20 protein-coding genes and 1 riboswitch are annotated in these 17,388 nt (G+C 43.8%); of the genes, 5 read left to right on the top strand and 15 right to left on the bottom strand.

Going from position 1 to position 17,388, the window contains the following annotated elements; translation table 11 throughout:
• Positions 1-34 precede the first annotated feature (34 nt).
• The gene (locus ABE021_RS01955) at positions 35-550 is read right to left on the bottom strand and encodes a hypothetical protein (RefSeq protein ID WP_430286487.1); all 516 of its coding nucleotides are present in this window, start codon (positions 548-550) and stop codon (positions 35-37) included.
• Between the two features lie 56 nt (positions 551-606).
• Positions 607-1,152, bottom strand: a complete 546-nt coding sequence (locus ABE021_RS01950; RefSeq protein WP_430286486.1) for an NUDIX hydrolase — start codon at positions 1,150-1,152, stop codon at positions 607-609.
• Positions 1,153-1,214: 62 nt separating this feature from the next.
• On the opposite strand from ABE021_RS01950, the gene ABE021_RS01945 reads away from it, so the two are divergent.
• The gene (locus tag ABE021_RS01945) at positions 1,215-2,117 is read left to right on the top strand and encodes an aldo/keto reductase (protein ID WP_430286485.1); all 903 of its coding nucleotides are present in this window, start codon (positions 1,215-1,217) and stop codon (positions 2,115-2,117) included.
• Positions 2,118-2,175: 58 nt separating this feature from the next.
• Here ABE021_RS01945 and ABE021_RS01940 read toward each other — a convergent pair whose 3' ends face one another.
• From ABE021_RS01940 to ABE021_RS01930, 3 genes are all read right to left on the bottom strand, one after another.
• A complete protein-coding gene (locus ABE021_RS01940) occupies positions 2,176-3,468 on the bottom strand; it encodes a nucleobase:cation symporter-2 family protein (protein WP_430286484.1) in 1,293 nt (430 codons plus the stop codon).
• Positions 3,465-4,049 carry a xanthine phosphoribosyltransferase gene (locus tag ABE021_RS01935; RefSeq protein ID WP_430286483.1) on the bottom strand — a complete coding sequence of 195 codons (585 nt, stop codon included), beginning with the start codon at positions 4,047-4,049 and terminating at the stop codon, positions 3,465-3,467. The genes ABE021_RS01940 and ABE021_RS01935 overlap by 4 nt, the downstream gene beginning before the upstream one ends.
• Before the next feature lie 148 nt (positions 4,050-4,197).
• A riboswitch (purine riboswitch) is annotated at positions 4,198-4,299 on the bottom strand.
• Between the two features lie 70 nt (positions 4,300-4,369).
• Positions 4,370-5,488: an NAD(P)/FAD-dependent oxidoreductase gene (locus ABE021_RS01930; RefSeq protein WP_430286482.1), complete on the bottom strand. Its 1,119-nt coding sequence runs from the start codon at positions 5,486-5,488 to the stop codon at positions 4,370-4,372.
• 197 nt (positions 5,489-5,685) lie between these two features.
• Between ABE021_RS01930 and ABE021_RS01925 the strand changes: the two genes are divergently transcribed.
• Entirely contained in the window at positions 5,686-6,780 is a 1,095-nt protein-coding gene (locus ABE021_RS01925) for a branched-chain amino acid aminotransferase (RefSeq protein WP_430286481.1), read from the top strand.
• A 45-nt stretch (positions 6,781-6,825) separates the two neighbouring features.
• On the opposite strand, the gene ABE021_RS01920 is transcribed toward ABE021_RS01925, so the two are convergent.
• From ABE021_RS01920 to ABE021_RS01905, 4 genes are all read right to left on the bottom strand, one after another.
• Positions 6,826-7,326 (bottom strand): YhcN/YlaJ family sporulation lipoprotein, encoded by a 501-nt coding sequence (locus ABE021_RS01920; RefSeq protein ID WP_430286480.1) that lies wholly within the window; start codon positions 7,324-7,326, stop codon positions 6,826-6,828.
• 68 nt (positions 7,327-7,394) lie between these two features.
• On the bottom strand, positions 7,395-8,504 hold the full coding sequence (gene menC, locus ABE021_RS01915) for an o-succinylbenzoate synthase (protein ID WP_430286479.1): 1,110 nt from the start codon (positions 8,502-8,504) through the stop codon (positions 7,395-7,397).
• A gap of 60 nt (positions 8,505-8,564) precedes the next feature.
• The gene (locus ABE021_RS01910) at positions 8,565-8,816 is read right to left on the bottom strand and encodes a YqkE family protein (RefSeq protein WP_430286478.1); all 252 of its coding nucleotides are present in this window, start codon (positions 8,814-8,816) and stop codon (positions 8,565-8,567) included.
• Positions 8,817-8,838: 22 nt separating this feature from the next.
• Entirely contained in the window at positions 8,839-10,023 is a 1,185-nt protein-coding gene (locus ABE021_RS01905; RefSeq protein ID WP_430286477.1) for an acetyl-CoA C-acetyltransferase, read from the bottom strand.
• Positions 10,024-10,141: 118 nt separating this feature from the next.
• On the opposite strand from ABE021_RS01905, the gene ABE021_RS01900 reads away from it, so the two are divergent.
• A complete protein-coding gene (locus tag ABE021_RS01900; RefSeq protein WP_430286476.1) occupies positions 10,142-11,044 on the top strand; it encodes a hydroxymethylglutaryl-CoA lyase in 903 nt (300 codons plus the stop codon).
• Between the two features lie 13 nt (positions 11,045-11,057).
• Positions 11,058-11,984 (top strand): alpha/beta hydrolase, encoded by a 927-nt coding sequence (locus ABE021_RS01895; RefSeq protein WP_430286475.1) that lies wholly within the window; start codon positions 11,058-11,060, stop codon positions 11,982-11,984.
• 86 nt (positions 11,985-12,070) lie between these two features.
• Here the strand turns inward: ABE021_RS01895 and ABE021_RS01890 are convergent, their stop codons facing one another.
• From ABE021_RS01890 to yneA, 6 genes are all read right to left on the bottom strand, one after another.
• The gene (locus ABE021_RS01890; RefSeq protein ID WP_430286474.1) at positions 12,071-12,307 is read right to left on the bottom strand and encodes a YneF family protein; all 237 of its coding nucleotides are present in this window, start codon (positions 12,305-12,307) and stop codon (positions 12,071-12,073) included.
• A gap of 155 nt (positions 12,308-12,462) precedes the next feature.
• Positions 12,463-12,909, bottom strand: coding sequence for a sporulation inhibitor of replication protein SirA (gene sirA / locus ABE021_RS01885; RefSeq protein ID WP_430286473.1), 447 nt, complete (start codon positions 12,907-12,909; stop codon positions 12,463-12,465).
• Positions 12,910-13,115: 206 nt separating this feature from the next.
• Complete coding sequence (gene tkt / locus ABE021_RS01880) at positions 13,116-15,122, bottom strand: transketolase (RefSeq protein WP_430286472.1); 2,007 nt, start codon at positions 15,120-15,122, stop codon at positions 13,116-13,118.
• A gap of 107 nt (positions 15,123-15,229) precedes the next feature.
• The gene (locus ABE021_RS01875) at positions 15,230-15,463 is read right to left on the bottom strand and encodes a DUF896 domain-containing protein (RefSeq protein WP_191688170.1); all 234 of its coding nucleotides are present in this window, start codon (positions 15,461-15,463) and stop codon (positions 15,230-15,232) included.
• Positions 15,464-15,528: 65 nt separating this feature from the next.
• A complete protein-coding gene (locus tag ABE021_RS01870; RefSeq protein WP_430286471.1) occupies positions 15,529-16,188 on the bottom strand; it encodes a YneB family resolvase-like protein in 660 nt (219 codons plus the stop codon).
• Positions 16,188-16,502, bottom strand: coding sequence for a cell division suppressor protein YneA (gene yneA, locus ABE021_RS01865; RefSeq protein WP_430286470.1), 315 nt, complete (start codon positions 16,500-16,502; stop codon positions 16,188-16,190). Before yneA ends, ABE021_RS01870 begins: the two co-directional genes overlap by 1 nt.
• A 188-nt stretch (positions 16,503-16,690) precedes the next feature.
• On the opposite strand from yneA, the gene lexA reads away from it, so the two are divergent.
• The gene (gene lexA / locus ABE021_RS01860) at positions 16,691-17,311 is read left to right on the top strand and encodes a transcriptional repressor LexA (RefSeq protein WP_430286469.1); all 621 of its coding nucleotides are present in this window, start codon (positions 16,691-16,693) and stop codon (positions 17,309-17,311) included.
• The last annotated feature ends 77 nt before the right edge of the window (positions 17,312-17,388 follow it).

Raw genomic sequence — 17,388 nt, 5'->3', positions numbered from 1 at the left:
ATGACAATAGAAAGGAAACCGCCCTATAGCGCCTTTAATTTCCTAAGAGACTGTATACAGCCTTGTCTGCGAAGAAAAGGGCCAGTCCGACCCCGGCAATCATTAAAGGTATTTTGAGGTTGTTGGTTCGCTTAACAGATTTGCGAGTGAAGAAAGGAGGAGATAGCGTCCAGCAAAATAACAATACGAGAAAAGTCCCCAGCAGTTTAAACGGAAACCACCACCCTGTATAAGCGAGCATATTCACACCACCCGCTAGTATATGAGAGGAGGCAAGCCCGAATAATACAGCCTTCAGTGCGCCTATAAGCATCACAAACCATCTCGTTCTCTTAGAGAAGGACAGAACCATTGCGACAACGTAAAAAGAAAGGACCGTTGCTAGTTGAATGAGTAAAGAAGCGGAACTGTTTTGTGCAGCACGACTATCGTACAGCTGGACTAGAAACGTAAAATCCGCTTCTGGAATGCCCCGATAGAGTAACACGCCGCCTATGTAACCTACTGCGAGTATTACAAACAACTGCAAGAACGATAACGAACGAACCATAGACAAGCACCTCCGAATAGTTTGTATTACTCTATGCTTGTCCGGTTACAATTAGTTCATTTTTTCAGGAGTTCTTTTATATACAGCACAGCAAAAGCAGTTTTGGCATCGTAAATCCGTCCGTCTTTCATCATTTCCTCGGCTTCATCGATAGTACTTTCCTGAAGATTGATGAATTCGTCTTCATCACCCGCTGCTGGATTTTCCACCCTTACCAAGGATTTAGCTAAATAGAGATGTATGACTTCGTCTGCAAATCCGGGGGAAGTTGCAAAAGACTGGATATAGGTAAATTCTTTCGCTCGGTAGCCTGTTTCTTCCTCCAACTCCCGGATTGCAGTTTTCTCCGGATCTTCCCCAGGCTCTATTTTACCTGCAGGAATTTCGATGATGGACCGTTCAAGTGCTTTCCTGAACTGTTCAACCAGAACGAGTTTCCCCTGATCTGTTATGGCGATGATTGCGACTGCACCGGGATGCTTGATCAGCTCTCGTTTTGCTCGTTTGCCGTCCGGCAGTTCGACCTCTTCCACTCGGAGTTCAATAATTTTGCCATTGTATAGAGTTTCACTGGTAACCGTTCGTTCTTCGAATTTTTTCATAAGGTCCCCCACTTTCCATCTTGTTTCGTCCAGTATACCATGGGGGTTATGGAGGTGTTTGGATGAAGACAAGAGAACTAGGAAATAGTGGTCTTTCTGTTTCTGAGCTTGGATTGGGCTGTATGTCACTGCCAACTGACCGAAATGAGGTAGACAATGTCGTAGCTGCTGCTCTAGACGCGGGTATCACATTTTTTGACACGGCAGATTTGTACGACAGCGGTGCTAATGAAGAAGTCATGGGACATGCAATCCGCAATCGCAGAGATGATATTGTCCTTGCAACAAAGGTCGGGAATAAAATGAATCCTGACGGAAAAACATGGCATTGGGATGCTTCAAAAGAACATATCATGGAAGGTGTTAAAGCAAGTCTTATGAGACTTGGCACGGATTATATCGATTTGTATCAGCTGCATGGAGGAACAATGGAAGACAATATCGATGAAGTGATTGAAGCGTTTGAGCGGTTGAAAGATGAGGGGATTATTCGACAATATGGCATTTCATCAATCCGACCGAATGTGATTCAGCGGTTTTTGAATGAAAGTAATGCTGTTTCCATCATGATGCAATACAATATGCTCGACCGGCGACCTGAAGAATGGTTTAAAATGATTGCTGATCAGAACGCTTCAGTTATCGCCAGAGGTACTTTGGCGAAAGGTCTTTTGACGGCTGAGAGTGAGAAGCGTGTAGGTCAAACTGATTCGTTTGTTGAATATGAACAACCTGCTCTAAGTGAGGTCGTCCATAATTTAACAGAAAATACAACAAATCTGCATGCGGCTGCCATTCAATTTTGTCTTCGGAACGAGACTGTCGCGTCGACGTTAGTTGGCTCACGGACAACCGATCAGCTGATGGATTCCATTCTCGCTTATGAGACACCTGTTAGTAGTGAAACATTGGACTCCCTGATTAAATTTCTCGATTTGCACAACTATGGCCAGCATCGAATCTGAATCGATAGTGAAACAAGGAAGAGAGTGGAAGGCTGTATTAAGCCCCCACTCTCTTTTATTACGCTTCTTGCTCAGTTAACACAATGACTTTTTTCCGCTTTCTCTTCGGTAACATATTGAAAATAATATTTAACGTTATCGCCGTTAAACTGCCTGCAACGATTCCATTACTTGTAAGTAGTTGTATGCCTTCAGGAAGTTTTGCGAATAATTCCGGCACCACGGACACACCTAGTCCGATTCCAACCGAGCAAGCAACGATCATCGCATTGTCCTGTGACTTAACAACGACGGTGCCGAGCATTTTGATCCCTTGGGAAACGACCATTCCGAACATGGCAACCATCGCTCCGCCAAGTACAGCATTCGGAATAACCGTAGCCAAAGCAGCAACTTTAGGCATGAACCCTAGTCCGATCAGCATGCCTGCTGTAATCACGAGAACTTTTCTCGATTTCACACCAGACATTTGAATGAGACCGACGTTTTGAGAGAAAGTCGTATATGGAAATGCATTGAAAACTCCCCCAATAACAGATGCAAGCCCCTCTGAACGATACCCTTTTTCAAGATCTTTGGACTTGATGTCTTTCTCACAAATATCCCCCAGTGCAAAATAGACACCAGTTGACTCGACAAGAGATACCATAGCCACAATTGTCATGGTTAAAATCGGCTGCCAATGGAATGTCGGTGTTGCAATGAAAAACGGTTGAGCAATATGGAAAAATGATGCTTCACCCACTGCTGAGAAATCAACGACGCCCATGAACATCGCGGCGATCGTTCCCCCAACCAACCCGATCAGGATTGCAATTGCACGTAAAAATCCTGCAGAAAATCGATAGACGAGAACGATGAAAGCAAGTGTACCGAATGATAACATTATATTAGTTAGTGAGCCGAAATCAGCAGCACCTTGTCCACCACCCATGTTATTGATCGCAACTGGAATGAGTGTAATGCCGATTATTGTAACTACGGAACCTGTAACGACGGGTGGGAAAAACTTGACGAGTTTACCAAAGAACCCACTGATAAGCACAATAATAACCCCGGACGCAATGACCGATCCATAAATTGCAGATAAGCCGAATGAGTTTCCGATTGCGATCATCGGTCCGACAGCTGTGAACGTACATCCGAGCACAACAGGGAGTCCAATACCAAAATAACGATTTGTCATAATTTGTAGAAGTGTTGCCACCCCACACATCAAAATATCGACAGACACAAGATACGTAAGCTGTTTAGGTGTCAGTCCAATCGCGCCGCCAACAATAAGCGGAACAAGAACTGCACCTGCGTACATCGCTAACAGATGCTGTATTCCAAGAAGCGTCGTTTTCATTGTTCGACAGCCTCCTTGAAAGTGATTTGCAAGTCTTCCAGTGATTCAATAATTGCCAACGATTCTACACGAATCCCTTTCTCCCGTAACATTGCGCCACCCGGCTGGAATCCTTTTTCTATTACGATCCCAACCCCTGCTGTAGCCGCTCCTGCTTGTTCCGCGATTTCCAATAACCCTAGAACCGCTTGTCCATTTGCAAGAAAATCATCAATGATCAACAATGTATCTTGTGAATTGATATGTGCTTCAGATACCGAAATTTCGTTCGATTCCTGTTTTGTATAGGAGTAAACAGAGGCGCTATATAGATTGCTGTTCTGAGTCAGTGATTTTCTTTTACGTGCAAACACTACGGGTACTTTCAGCTGAAGTGCCGCCATAACTGAAGGGGCAATCCCTGATGACTCCAACGTTAAGATTTTGGTGATGCCTGCATCTGCAAATTTTTCTGCAAACTCGTTCCCAACAGCCTGCATGAGTTCTGCATCGATTTGGTGATTCAAAAAGGAGTCTACTTTCAAAACGTCACCTGGTAACACGTTTCCTTCTTTCATGATCTTGTCTTTTAACAATTGCATTGCATTTCCTCCTCAATGATATGGCGGACATACAAAAAAGCCGTATGATCCGCGCATCCAGTCATATCTATGAGTGGAGCAAAGGTCATCACGGCTTATAATTCACCAGATGGAAACATACGAAAATCTGCAGTCGTTCTGCAGAAATCCTCATGTCCGTTGCCCTCATAGTCAGTTTGTTTACGGCAAACCGGTAGAAACTTGCGGACCATATCTCCGCGATTATATGAGTGAATGTATTCGATTTTGACTTTAGTATAGCACGCTCATTCAAGAAAACAAGACCTATTCTCTAACGGAAAAAATGTAAGCGGATTCTTTCAGTTAAATTCGATGGCTTGCTCTACCGAATACGGCGATAGATCAATATCAGTTGATTCTCCTGAAATTAGCTGGGCTAACAACTTCGCTAAGAAAGGGCCTGCCGTGAGACCCGATGCGCCTAATCCATTTGCTACAAAAATCGCAGGATGACGCGGCAATGGACCAATAACCGGTAGAAAACCGGGAGTAAAAGGTCGTACGCCTGTACGGACTTCCAATAACTCCGCATCTTCAAGTCCTGGCGCCACGTTCAATGCCTTTGACAACACTTCTTGGACCCCGCCCGCTGTGGGAGCCTGACGAAACACAGCTTCGTCTTCATGGGTCGCCCCCGCAATGACACGTCCGTCATCGAGAGAGAGTAGATACTGGTCACCTGGCGGAATGACGACAGGCCAGTTCAGACTATTCTCATCAGATGGCTGCATATGGACAATTTGAGCTTTTTGTCCTCTCACATTCAGACGCATGTTGAGTGGACTCAAATCAGACGCCCAGGCACCTGTTGTCAATATTATCTTATCTGCCTTCTGGGTCTTATCGTTATACATCACTTGAATGTTCCCATCTGTATCCTTAGAAAGAGTTGCATTTCCTTTCAGAAAAACAGCACCATAGTGCTCCGCGGCACGGATTAAAGCTTGTTGGAGTTGCCGTCCATCGACACGCGCTGCTCCGGATATGTATATCGATTGAAATCCTTCCGCAATCGGAGGATAATACTGCTTAGTTTGTACTTCACCCAGCCTAACAATGTCACCAATTTCAGGTGCTTGCTCTCTTCTTGTGAGCGCACGTTCATATGCTTTTTGAAGTTTACGATCATCAGCAAACAAACTGATGGCCCCTACTTGACGATAACCGGTTTCGGTCTCTCCGAGCGCTTCGAGTTCTGTGATGAGGGTTCTATAATGCTTCGCGCCGTTCCGGACAAGTTTGTACCAATCCTGATTTCTGCGTTGAGATAGCCAGGGACAGATGATTCCAGCTGCGGCTCTTGTTGCACTTCCTAAATCATCTCGGTCGATGACTGTTACAGAGGCCCCTCGTTTTGCAAGTTCGTACGCTGTAGATGATCCCAGGATTCCGGATCCTATTATGATGATCTGTTCCAACTGAGTTCCCTCCTTTTCTCCCTAACAGTGTACAACGGACATCCGAATTCCTCAAACCAAGGACTCTGTAATCGTTTTCAAAATTGTAATAAAATTAATATACGGACTATTCTTTCATTTTTATCAGAATGGCGTATAATGGCAGTATTCGATATATCAATTGCAAATGACTTTTATTTGAAAAGGGGAAATAAGCCATGACGACATCTAAGATTGAAATTAACCTTACCGATTCCCGTAAAGAAAAACCGAATGAAGAGAATCTTGCATTTGGCCGTCATTTCACAGACCATATGTTCATCGCAGATTATGTCAAAGGGATCGGTTGGCAAAACCATCGCATAGTCCCATATTCACCGATTTCCCTCGATCCTGCCGCTATTGTGTTCCATTATGGTCAGACAGTTTTCGAAGGACTGAAAGCATATCGCGCAAAAAATAATTCCATTCTTCTTTTCCGGCCCGAAGAGAACTTCAAACGTCTGAACCGTTCGCTAGACAGACTCTGCATGCCTCAAGTGGATGAAGCGAAAGCTATCGATTCACTTCTTGAATTATTGAGAATAGAGGAAGAATGGGTGCCTAGGTCAGAAGGAAATTCACTTTACATTCGTCCTTTCGTCATCGCAACGGAAGCTTTCTTAGGCGTTGCTCCGGCAACCACTTATCAATTTTATATTATCCTATCTCCAGTCGGATCTTACTATGAGGAAGGGATCTATCCCGTTAAAATCTTAGTGGAAAATGAGTTTGTGCGGGCTGTCAAAGGGGGCACTGGAGGTGCAAAAACAGCCGGGAACTATGCCTCTGCACTGAAAGCACAAGAAACTGCAAGTGCTCAAGGCTATTCTCAAGTGATGTGGCTCGATGGTGTGGAACGAAAGTACGTAGAAGAAGTTGGGAGCATGAATATATTCTTCATAATTGATGGGAAAGTGATTACTCCTTCCATTAACGGAAGCATCCTGGAAGGGATTACACGTAAATCCATCATCCAGCTCCTAGCACATTGGGGCATCCCGGTAACGGAACGCAAAATATCCATGCAAGAATTAGCCGAAGCACATGCAGCGGGGAAATTGGAAGAAGTTTTCGGTACCGGTACAGCTGCTGTAATATCTCCGGTTGGCGAATTGAACTGGAATGGTAACATCATGACCATAAATGACGGTAAAACTGGCGCTCTCTCCAAGAAAATCTATGATACGTTAACGAAAATACAAGTGGGTGATCAAGAAGATACACTGCAGTGGGTAACAGAGCTTTCGCCATCCTTTGTAAAAACAATGTAATAAAAATAACCCGTCACTTAAATGTGACGGGTTATTTTTATTTGGTTAATGAGCATCCGGGAACATTCTTTTTAAGGCGTCGCCTATTTCAGCAAACAATCCTTCGACCGGTTTACCGTTTCGGATCTTTTCACTGTAATCATCAATTTGTTTAGTGAAATCAGGGTTTGTAGAGACATATACTTTGTCGGTATTGGTCCCTGCTTCTTTAGCTTTGTCGGCAATTTTCTCTTCCAGTTTTTTGGATTCTGTTGTGCCTTCTTTAAGAGTTGCCCCGACATATGCACTGTTGTTCATCTTAAGTACGCTTGCATGTTCGACTTCATCCAAGGTTGTGACTGCATCAGCAATTTCATCTGCATTCTCCACGGCTTGGTCGTTTGTGGCATTATCATTTGTTCCATCCATGTCTGTCGTTGTACCGGTTTCATTCTCCACTACACCGGTGTCATTCGTCTGGTTCTCCACATTTGTTTCTTTTTTACCGCATGCAGCAAGTGAAAGCATTAGCAGGCAAGCTGAAAACAATAGCCAAATTTTCTTCATGAGTCTCTCTCCTCCATATCCGTTTGAGTTCAGTATGGACAAGAATCAAAAAAATATGTGCACGAATTTTATAAATGCATTTCTATACGCTCAATACAATGCTGCTCTATCTCGCTGAAATCAACCTCGTACCCAATTCCATTCAAATGAGGAACCGTGATGGTTCCTTCCTCGACAATCACTTCAGGAGAAATGATATCATGTTTCCAATAGGATGAGGATCCCGCCGTATCTCCAGGGAATTTGAAATTCGGCAGTGTGGTCAATGCGATATTATGCGCTCGTCCAATTCCTGCTTCCAACATTCCTCCGCACCAAACCGGTATTCCCGATTCCTGACAAACGTCGTGAATTCGCTTCGCTTCTGTAATCCCTCCAACTCGTCCAATTTTCACATTGATGACACGACAGCTACCGAGCTGAATCGCTTTTCTTGCATCCTCAGCCGAAAGGATACTTTCATCTAAGCAAATGGGTGTTTGGATTTGCTGTTGCAGGGATGCATGATCGACGATGTCATCTGATGCGAGCGGTTGTTCGATCATAGTGAGGTTGAATTGGTCAAGCTCTTTTAATAACTCTATATCAGCCAATGTGTAAGCGGAATTTGCATCCGCCATGAGCGGAACATCTGGAAATCGGTCACGGATTTCCGAGAGCAGTTTAATATCATAGCCGGGTTTTATTTTCACTTTTATTCGTTTGAATCCAGAGTTCAAACTCTCATTAATCTTTTCTTCGAGTGTATGGAAATTCCGTTGAATCCCAATGCTGATTCCGACATCGATTCGATCTTTCTTCCCTCCGATCGCTTCTGAAAGCGTCATACCCTGACGTTTTGCCCAGCAATCCCATACTGCACATTCCACCGCTGCTTTGGCCATATTATTTTTCCGAATCGATTTGAAAATCCCATTCACTTCATCCGGGTGCTGGATTCTCTTTTCTTTTAACAACGGAACTAAGAAATCTCGGATCATATGTAAAGAAGTGTTAGTAGTCTCTTCCGTGTACCAGGGAATGGAAAATGCTACTCCCTCTCCATAACCGTGGTTTCCTTCTTCATCGATTACTTCAATTACAAGAAATTGTCGGTCGTGCATCGTTCCGAAACTTGTTGAAAACGGATTTTTCATCGTCATTTCCAGCTTGCGAATGATGACTTCACGAATAATCATTTCCTCCATCCTTTCTTCATGGAAAAAGCCGCACGAGTGAAACACATGCGGCTTTTTTCATTAGTATTTACGTGTTTTCCCTTCAAATTCGTCAAGTAATTCAGCAAAGCTCTTATTTGCTTCGCGCTCTTTTCTTTCTTTAATCATCTGCTCTTTGCGAGCTTCTTCAGCTTTGGATTCCGCTTGGGAAAGTTCTTCTTTCGCGATTTTCAGTTTAGAAAGAACATCCTCTCCTAGTGAATCTGCGAGCCGGAGTGCTCCATCCTCTTTCGGTTTGGTTTCTGAACGATGCTGTTCCTTTTTTTTCGCCATCAGTTGTTCTCCTCTTTTCTGCTTACGGACGTTCGACTATCGTTGCTACACCTTGACCGCCGCCAATACATAATGTAGCTAGTCCGCGTTTTGCGTCACGTCGTTTCATCTCATGTATCAGAGTCACGAGTATTCTCGCACCACTAGCACCGATCGGATGTCCGAGTGCGATGGCACCGCCATTGACATTCAATTTTTCGGGATTGAATTTCAATTCACGATCGACTGCAAGTGATTGAGCGGCAAATGCTTCGTTCGCTTCTATCAGGTCCATGTCTTCCAATGCAAGATGTGCACGTTTCAATACATTCGACACTGCTTGAACAGGACCTATGCCCATAACCGCTGGATCCACACCTGCATTTGCATTCGCAGTAATGGTTGCAAGAGGTGTTATGCCTAATGCATCCGCCTTGGACTGAGACATGATCACTAATGCTGCAGCGCCGTCATTCAGTCCGGAAGCGTTACCTGCAGTCACACTTCCATCCTTTTTAAATGCAGGACGAAGTTTAGCAAGTTTCTCAGCAGTCGTACCATCCTTAATATATTCGTCTTCTTTAAAAAGGATAGGTTCACCGCGTCGCACCGGAATTTCAACTGCTACAATTTCATCTATGAACTTTCCAGAAATGCGTGCTTCAGATGCCTTCTTCTGAGAATTGGCAGCGAACTCATCTTGTTCTTCACGTGATAATTGGTAACGATCACACAGATTTTCGGCAGTATTCCCCATATGGTAATCATTGAATGCACACCAAAGACCGTCAGAAATCATAGTGTCCACCACTTTTTGATCGCCCATTTTAAATCCTTCACGTGCATTATTCAAGATAAATGGAGCCCGACTCATATTTTCCATACCGCCTGCAACAATTATGTCTGCGTCGCCCGATAGAATCGCTTGACGGGCAAGCTGGACAGCTTTCAATCCAGAACCACAGACTTTGTTGATCGTCATCGCTGGAACCTGTTCAGGAAGACCTGCTTTCATCGATGCCTGACGAGCCGGATTTTGTCCGAGACCCGCTTGAAGTACATTCCCCATAATGACTTCATCTACATCTGTTCCTGAAATCCCTGCCCTGTTTACAGCTTCTTTAATGACCAGTGCGCCTAATTCTATAGCACTCACGTCTTTCAGTGATCCTAAAAATGATCCGATTGGTGTTCTGACCGCACTCACAATTACGATTTGTTCAGACATTCCGATTCCCCCAATTTGTGTTATGAAACTCTTCCCATTTGTGAAATACAGAACATTCCCACATATGAATTGCCTGCATCTGCTACAGTCCGTTAGAATAGGCTATAGGAGGGATTGTATGTTTAGTTTACCAAAAAAAGCGACAATTATCGAGGTTGGACCGCGAGATGGCTTGCAAAACGAGAAGAACCAGGTTGAAACAGATGTAAAACTTGAATTTATCCGTCTATTAAAAAAATCAGGCGTCACAGAAATGGAGTTCACGTCGTTCGTGTCCCCTAAGTGGGTACCTCAAATGAGCGATGCCCGAGTGATAATGGAACAGGCTGATCCAGTGGAACGCTCCATTGTACTTGCACCAAACGCGAAAGGTGTAGCACTCGCTCAACAATCAGGGGCAACAAGTATTGCTGTTTTCGTCGGGGTAAGTAATACATTCAATCAAAAAAATATTAACCGTACGACTGCTGAAAGTATAGAGGCACTCGCTCCTGTCCTTATCAAACTGAAAGAAGAAGGTGTTTTTGTACGCGCTTGCATTTCAACTGCTTTTTACTGTCCGTATGAAGGAAAGATTGAAGTGGATGATTGTATCGAACTATGCAGACAATTTGTCGCATTAGGAGTTGACGAACTGAGTGTGGCAGACACGGTCGGAATGGCAAATCCTGTCCAGAGCTTCGAACTTTTCACACGCCTGCGTCAGTCATTTCCTACAGTCCTGTTAACCGCTCATTTTCATGACACTCGAAAAATGGCCCTCGCCAACATTTTCGCATCTTTACAAGCAGGAGTGGATCGGTTCGATTCGGCAGCTGGCGGATTAGGCGGGTGTCCATTTGCTGACGGTGCCACAGGTAATGTTGCGACAGAGGACGTAGTGAACATGCTGGACTCTTTAGGTATCTCCACAGGTATCGACGTTAAACAAGTGTGTGAAGCAGTCGAAAAAATTGCTCCACATGTGTCCCGCCCTATCGAGATCGGCATGTACCGTTTATATGAAAACGGAAGGATCTAAGGAGCTGAATCTATTGAGAAAGCGTCTGCTTGCCATCACAGGTGGAGTCACATTCATTGTGACCGCTGCAGTAACAGCATTTGGAATCCTTGCTACCAATCGGTTAATGTTCCTCAAAATCAAAGATGCTGAGGTTGTTTTAAAACGGGAGTCCATCGCAAGACGATTCGATGCGCACTGGTATGAGACAGTACCGAAAACCACCATGCGCATTCAATCGCCGAATGGCTATTTATTGCACGCAATCTATTTACGTCCTCTTGATACTACAAGAACAGTGATTATCTGCCACGGCGTCACAGAAAACAAAATTAATTCCATGAAGTTTGCCCGTATGTTTGAACGACTTGGATTTAACTCTGTGGTATACGATCACCGCCGGCATGGAGAGTCTGGAGGGAAAACGACCAGTTTTGGGTTCTATGAAAAAATGGATTTGCGTGCCATCATTCAGGCAGTTCGCGAGCGTATCGGCCGAAGAGCCCTACTTGGAATTCACGGCGAGTCAATGGGAGCCGCAACGATGATTTTAACAGCGGGAACCTACCCGGAAGAAGCCGATTTTTATGTAGCTGATTGCCCTTTTTCAGATTTCACGGAGCAGGTTTTTCATATTTTGAAAACGACCACACCACTTCGTACGGCGAAGATCATTCGAATAGCTAATATCTTTTTGAAAATACGCGACGGGTACACTACTTCTTTAGTCTCACCAAAACAAGTCATCGCTCAGGTGGCACATCCTATGCTTTTCATTCATAGTTTGGAAGATGACTTTATCCTTCCACGTATGACTGAAGAGTTGTATGAGCTTAAAAATGGGGCGAAGTCGATTAAACTTTTCCCGAAAGGGGCACACGCCCGTTCCTTTAATGAAAATCCGGATGAATATGAAGCGACAGTTAAAAGGTTCTTGAGAAAGTATGGATTTTCAAATTAAAAAAACCCGTTCGATGTCAATACATTGAACGGGTGTTGTTATTTTTATTATTCATGGTGCCGTAAATACGAATTATATCAACGCGTTTATTTCTTTTTCTTAGCATCTTTTTCAGACGCTTTAGACATTTGAGCCATCATTTGATTGATTTTCTTTTGAGAAGGTTTCTGCCCCATCTGCATCATCATCATTCGGAGCATATCTTCATTAATCGGTGGGTTATCTTTCAAATACTTCATCATATATTGACGAGCTAAGAAGAAACCAAGGGCAACTCCTGCTGCGAGTGCAACAATAATTCCAACGATCCACCAAACAGTCATACGTACTACCTCCCCTACTGCAATAGTCCAAGTGTTTCCACCAAGAAGGATTATACAGCATCCGAACCCCAGTACGCAACGTATCAATTAGCAGATTCATGTTTTCTGCTGCAGGATAAGTCGATTTAACATAATATTTACCTATATGTTATTAATCATACGAATACATATTGAGGCTCTAATGGAGAAGATGTATACCTGACCGGCTTTAGCCAGCCCCACTCGCCCGCTTCATCCATAATTGCGAAATATCGGTCTTCCACACTGGAAAGAGCAACAAACAAATCTAAATCGAGCATTCTGGACCCATGACAAGCTGCATGCAAAGCATGGGACGAAAATCCGATATCAATCGTTCCTTTTAATGGATGGGTCAGTGTATATTTCATATCTCCCGCTTCCACTGTGTGAAAGTTTTTTCCGAGTTCACTCATGATTGCTCGTTCTATATCTCTAATTTCTAATTGATCGCATAGATAGCGGACTTCCTGTAAATGATTTTCCCTTCCATCTGCTTTCAGTAAATCATATAGCAGTCTTTCACGTCCCAAGACAAATGTCTGGTACATTTCTTTGATTTTATAAATTCCGTATGTTCGCATGTATGACCACTCCTTTACATGATCGTACAGGAGGGTTCCCGCAAAGGCTGTCACTTCCCGGAATAGAACACCACTATTTATGTCGAATTGTCTTAATAAACAAATATTTAATTAAAACTACAGATATGACATGATTTTTCTATGTAAAGTTATATTAAATAATAAAAGCAGAGGCTGAGTCCGCCCCTGCTTTTATTATTTCAAAATCACTTACCGAGCATAGTCGATACTTTTGCCACAACATTTTCTGTACTGAATCCGTATTCTTTCATGACAATTTCTCCTGGAGCACTTGCACCGAATGTATCGATTGCTAGGACGTCCCCATCGTTTCCAACATATTTATGCCAGCCGAGGGAAGAACCCATTTCGAGTGATAGTCGTGCGGTTACTGCTTTAGGAAGTACTTGTTCTTTGTAGGCTGCGTCTTGCTCTTCAAAACGGTCCCATGAAGGCATGGAGACAACTGAGACATCAATACCTTTTTCAAGCAGGACAGTTTGTGCTTCAACGGCGAGGCTAACTTCAGAACCTGTTGCAATCAAGATCGCTTCCGGCTTATCAGCTTTAGATGGAGATACGATATACGCACCTTTGCTGACTCCTGATGAAGCAAGTTCCGCTGATTTTTCAAGTATTGGCAAGTTTTGACGGGACAATACAAGTACTGTCGGTTTGTCCGTTGAAGTTACAGCTATATTCCATGCTGCGGATGTTTCATTACCGTCAGCAGGGCGAATCACGGACAAGCCAGGCATAGCACGAAGAGAGGCTAAATGCTCGACTGGTTCGTGGGTAGGGCCATCCTCACCTACCGCAATGCTATCGTGTGTGAATACATATGTGACAGGAATGCCCATCAAAGCAGATAGACGGATTGCGGGACGAACATAATCACTAAAGACGAAGAAAGTTCCTCCAAATACATTCAGACCCCCGTGAAGAGTCATCCCATTCAGAGCTGCACCCATAGCAAATTCACGGACACCGAACCAAATATTGCGACCATCAAAACTACCCGGAAGGAAGTCCCCTGCCTCTTTGATAGCAGTTTTGTTGGAACCCGCTAAGTCTGCACTTCCTCCAAAGAATGAAGGTAGGACCTTTGCGATTGCATTGATGGAATCACCTGAAGCTGAACGCGTCGCGACGGATTTACCTGCTTCATAAACAGGTAAATGTGCTTCGATTGCAGCTTTGTCTGTTCCATCGATTGCATTTTTCAATTGTTCAGCAAGTTCGCCATGCTCTTTCGCGTAAGCATCGAATAATTTGTTCCACTCGGATTCAGTTTCTACACCAAGTTTCTGAATAGACGTTTTGAATGTCTCATACACTTCATCGGGTACGTGGAAGTCTTGTTCAAAAGTCCACTTGTACGCTTCTTTTGTCAGTCTCATCTCATCTTCACCAAGAGGCGCTCCATGGACATCCGATTTACCGGATTTGTTAGGTGAGCCATAACCGATGACAGTTTTCACTTCGATCAGTGTCGGGCCGCCTGTATTCCGTTTTGCTTGTTCAATCGCTTCAGACAAATGAGCTGTGTCATTTCCGTCCCCAACGTGAATATAATTCCAACCATACGACTCAAACCGTTTCTGTATTTTCTCTGTGAAAGACATATCCAATTCACCATCTAGTGAAATGTCATTACTGTCGTAGAGAACAATCAGCTTATCCAATTCCAAGTGACCCGCGAGTGAAATAGCCTCAGCCGCAACACCCTCCATCAAGTCTCCATCACCACAAAGTGCATACGTGTAATGATCGACAATGTCATAACCTGGCTTATTGTATGTGGCTGCAAGGTGCTTTTCAGCCATTGCCATGCCGACAGCCATTCCGATACCTTGTCCTAGCGGTCCTGTAGTCGCTTCGACTCCAGCAGTATGACCGTACTCAGGATGCCCCGGTGTTTTAGATCCCCACTGCCGGAAGTTTTTCAGCTCGTCCATCGGCAAATCATAACCGCTTAAATGGAGCATACTATAAAGCAGCATTGAGCCGTGCCCCGCTGATAATACGAACCGATCCCGGTTAAACCACGATGGGTTGGATGGGTTATGGTGCATGTGCTGTGTCCAAAGTGTATATGCCATTGGTGCAGCTCCCATAGGTAGGCCGGGATGGCCTGAATTCGCTTTTTCGATAGCGTCGATCGACAACGTCCGGATCGTATTAATCGCCAGTTGATCAATAGTGTTGGTCATCGGTAATTACACCCTTTCGAATTCTCTTATTTAAACTAGATTCCTTATTCATTGTAATGAAAAAACCGCAGGAATACAAACTGCGGTCAGAAAGAATGGCGTACTGCTTAATTTAAAAACTTCTTGTTTTGAGCTTCCTTCACTTTTTCAGGAGTTACGTCATTTCCATCAGGGTCCACCACTTTAACATTTTCAATGGTGTCTCTCATTGTTGAACGGAAAGTTTTCAAATATTCACTGCGCAACTGAGATTGCTCTTTCGCTTCCTCAATGGAAAGACCTGAAGTTTTCGCTTTTTTTGCAAGTTCATTAATACGTTTTATCTTATTTTCTTCCAACATAACGTTCCCTCCAGTTCAACTTCGTCAATAAGAACGTAAACAAAAACAGAAGGAAGTGCAACCAATTAGCCTTCCTCTTCTACAATATGCTCTTGATACCGCCTATGTACCGTCGCTTTACTCACGTGATGGCCAAGTCCCTTAAGGACAGAGGTGATTTCTTCAAAAGTGAGTCCTTTTTCGCGCAAGGAAACAATCTCCTGGACAGGTGCCTCAACCCGCTCCCTGCCTTCCGCATTCCCTTGGTTGCGTAAATTACGTTCAGGCCGGTATCCTGCCTCCACTGCCCGTTTCATCCCCCGTCGAATTTTCGCATTATGTAGTTTCCGCTGATACTCCTCAACTATCGCTAGGATTTCAAGAAGCATGGAGTCCATTTCGTTCAATTCCAGTGGGCCATTGTCATGATTCGTAAAGACGGAAGTATTCGTTTTCGCAAGCAGATGTAACACCGCAACACGTGCATTCCCTCTGCCGAGACGTGTTTCATCTTGAATGAGAACAGCGTCTATGGAATCCTCTTTAATAAGGTCCAAGAGATCCAATAACCCGTCTCGATCCAATTCATATCCACTATGTTTGTCAGTAAATGAAGCAGCTATATTAAAATTCAATGTATCCGCCAATGTTGTCAGTTCTTCGTATTGGCGAGAGAGCGATAGCTCCTGCGTATCTTTTTCAGTACTTACTCTGCAGTATAAGACGCAATTGCCTCGTTTCCCCATTATTCCCCCTCCTCCGCCAGCACGAGGCGAGTATCATCCGCCTCCAACTCGAAATATGCAGGCAATTTGAGTTCTTCACCTGCAATAATAGCAGAATCAGTTAAATTATTCAGTGCTGCAACTTCGCGTATCCAACGATCGGCAGGCGTATCTCCAGCAAAGCGTTCTGCTAATTCAGAAAGCGTATCCCCTTCAACGACTGTCACTTCAATAAAGTCTTGTGGAACGGAAAGTCTATGAATTAGGACGAATGTCAGTATTGTAAACAATAGGAATGCAGCTACGATGTTCTTGTTTTTCTTAATTAGTTTCATAAATGATTTCCCCTTTCAGAATGTACGTTCGCTTCTATGCTTTTCATTATATGCGAACAAAGGTTTGTGTGTCAACACTAAAAATTAGAACCTTTGTTTGCTATGCGTACGAACACCTGTTATACTATTTTCATAGAAACATCGCGCAGAGCACCGTCCGCTGCAAAAAAAGTGAAGAGGTGAACATATTGAAAAAGATCTCCAAAAGACAGGAGGATATCCTGACTTTCATTAAAGACGAAGTTCAAAAAAAGGGGTACCCGCCTTCCGTACGGGAAATTGGTGAGGCCGTCGGACTTGCTTCCAGCTCAACTGTTCATGGCCACTTAGCTAGACTTGAAAGCAAAGGACTCATCAGACGTGACCCGACGAAGCCCCGCGCTATTGAAATTTTGGACCAGGATGGAATGGACGAGTTAAAGACTGGTGTCCTTCATGTTCCTCTGGTCGGTAAAGTCACAGCTGGTATTCCAATTACAGCAATTGAGAATATCGAGGAATACTTTCCTATTCCAGATACCTTCGGAACTTCGGAAGATAACTTGTACATGTTGGAGATTGTTGGGGATAGTATGATCGAAGCAGGCATTTTAAATGGCGATCGCGTCGTTGTGAAGCAGCAACATACTGCGAGCAATGGAGAAATTGTGGTTGCGATGACAGATGAAGATGAAGCCACTGTGAAACGTTTCTTTAAAGAAAAAGACTTCTTCCGCTTGCAGCCTGAAAATTCTTCAATGGATCCTATTATTATTGAGAACGTATCCATTCTCGGTAAAGTGGTCGGTGTATACCGAACGATTCACTAATTTTGTATATAAAAACTGCGTACCCGTCATCCTAAAATGACAGGTACGCAGTTTTTTGGTTCTATAATATTTGTTGG

The organism is Sporosarcina gallistercoris (genome assembly GCF_050459885.1).
Taxonomy (GTDB): Bacteria; Bacillota; Bacilli; order Bacillales_A; family Planococcaceae; genus Sporosarcina; species Sporosarcina gallistercoris_A.
Note: the sequence above shows the minus strand (reverse complement) of the source record. Positions and strands in the feature narration are given on the sequence as shown.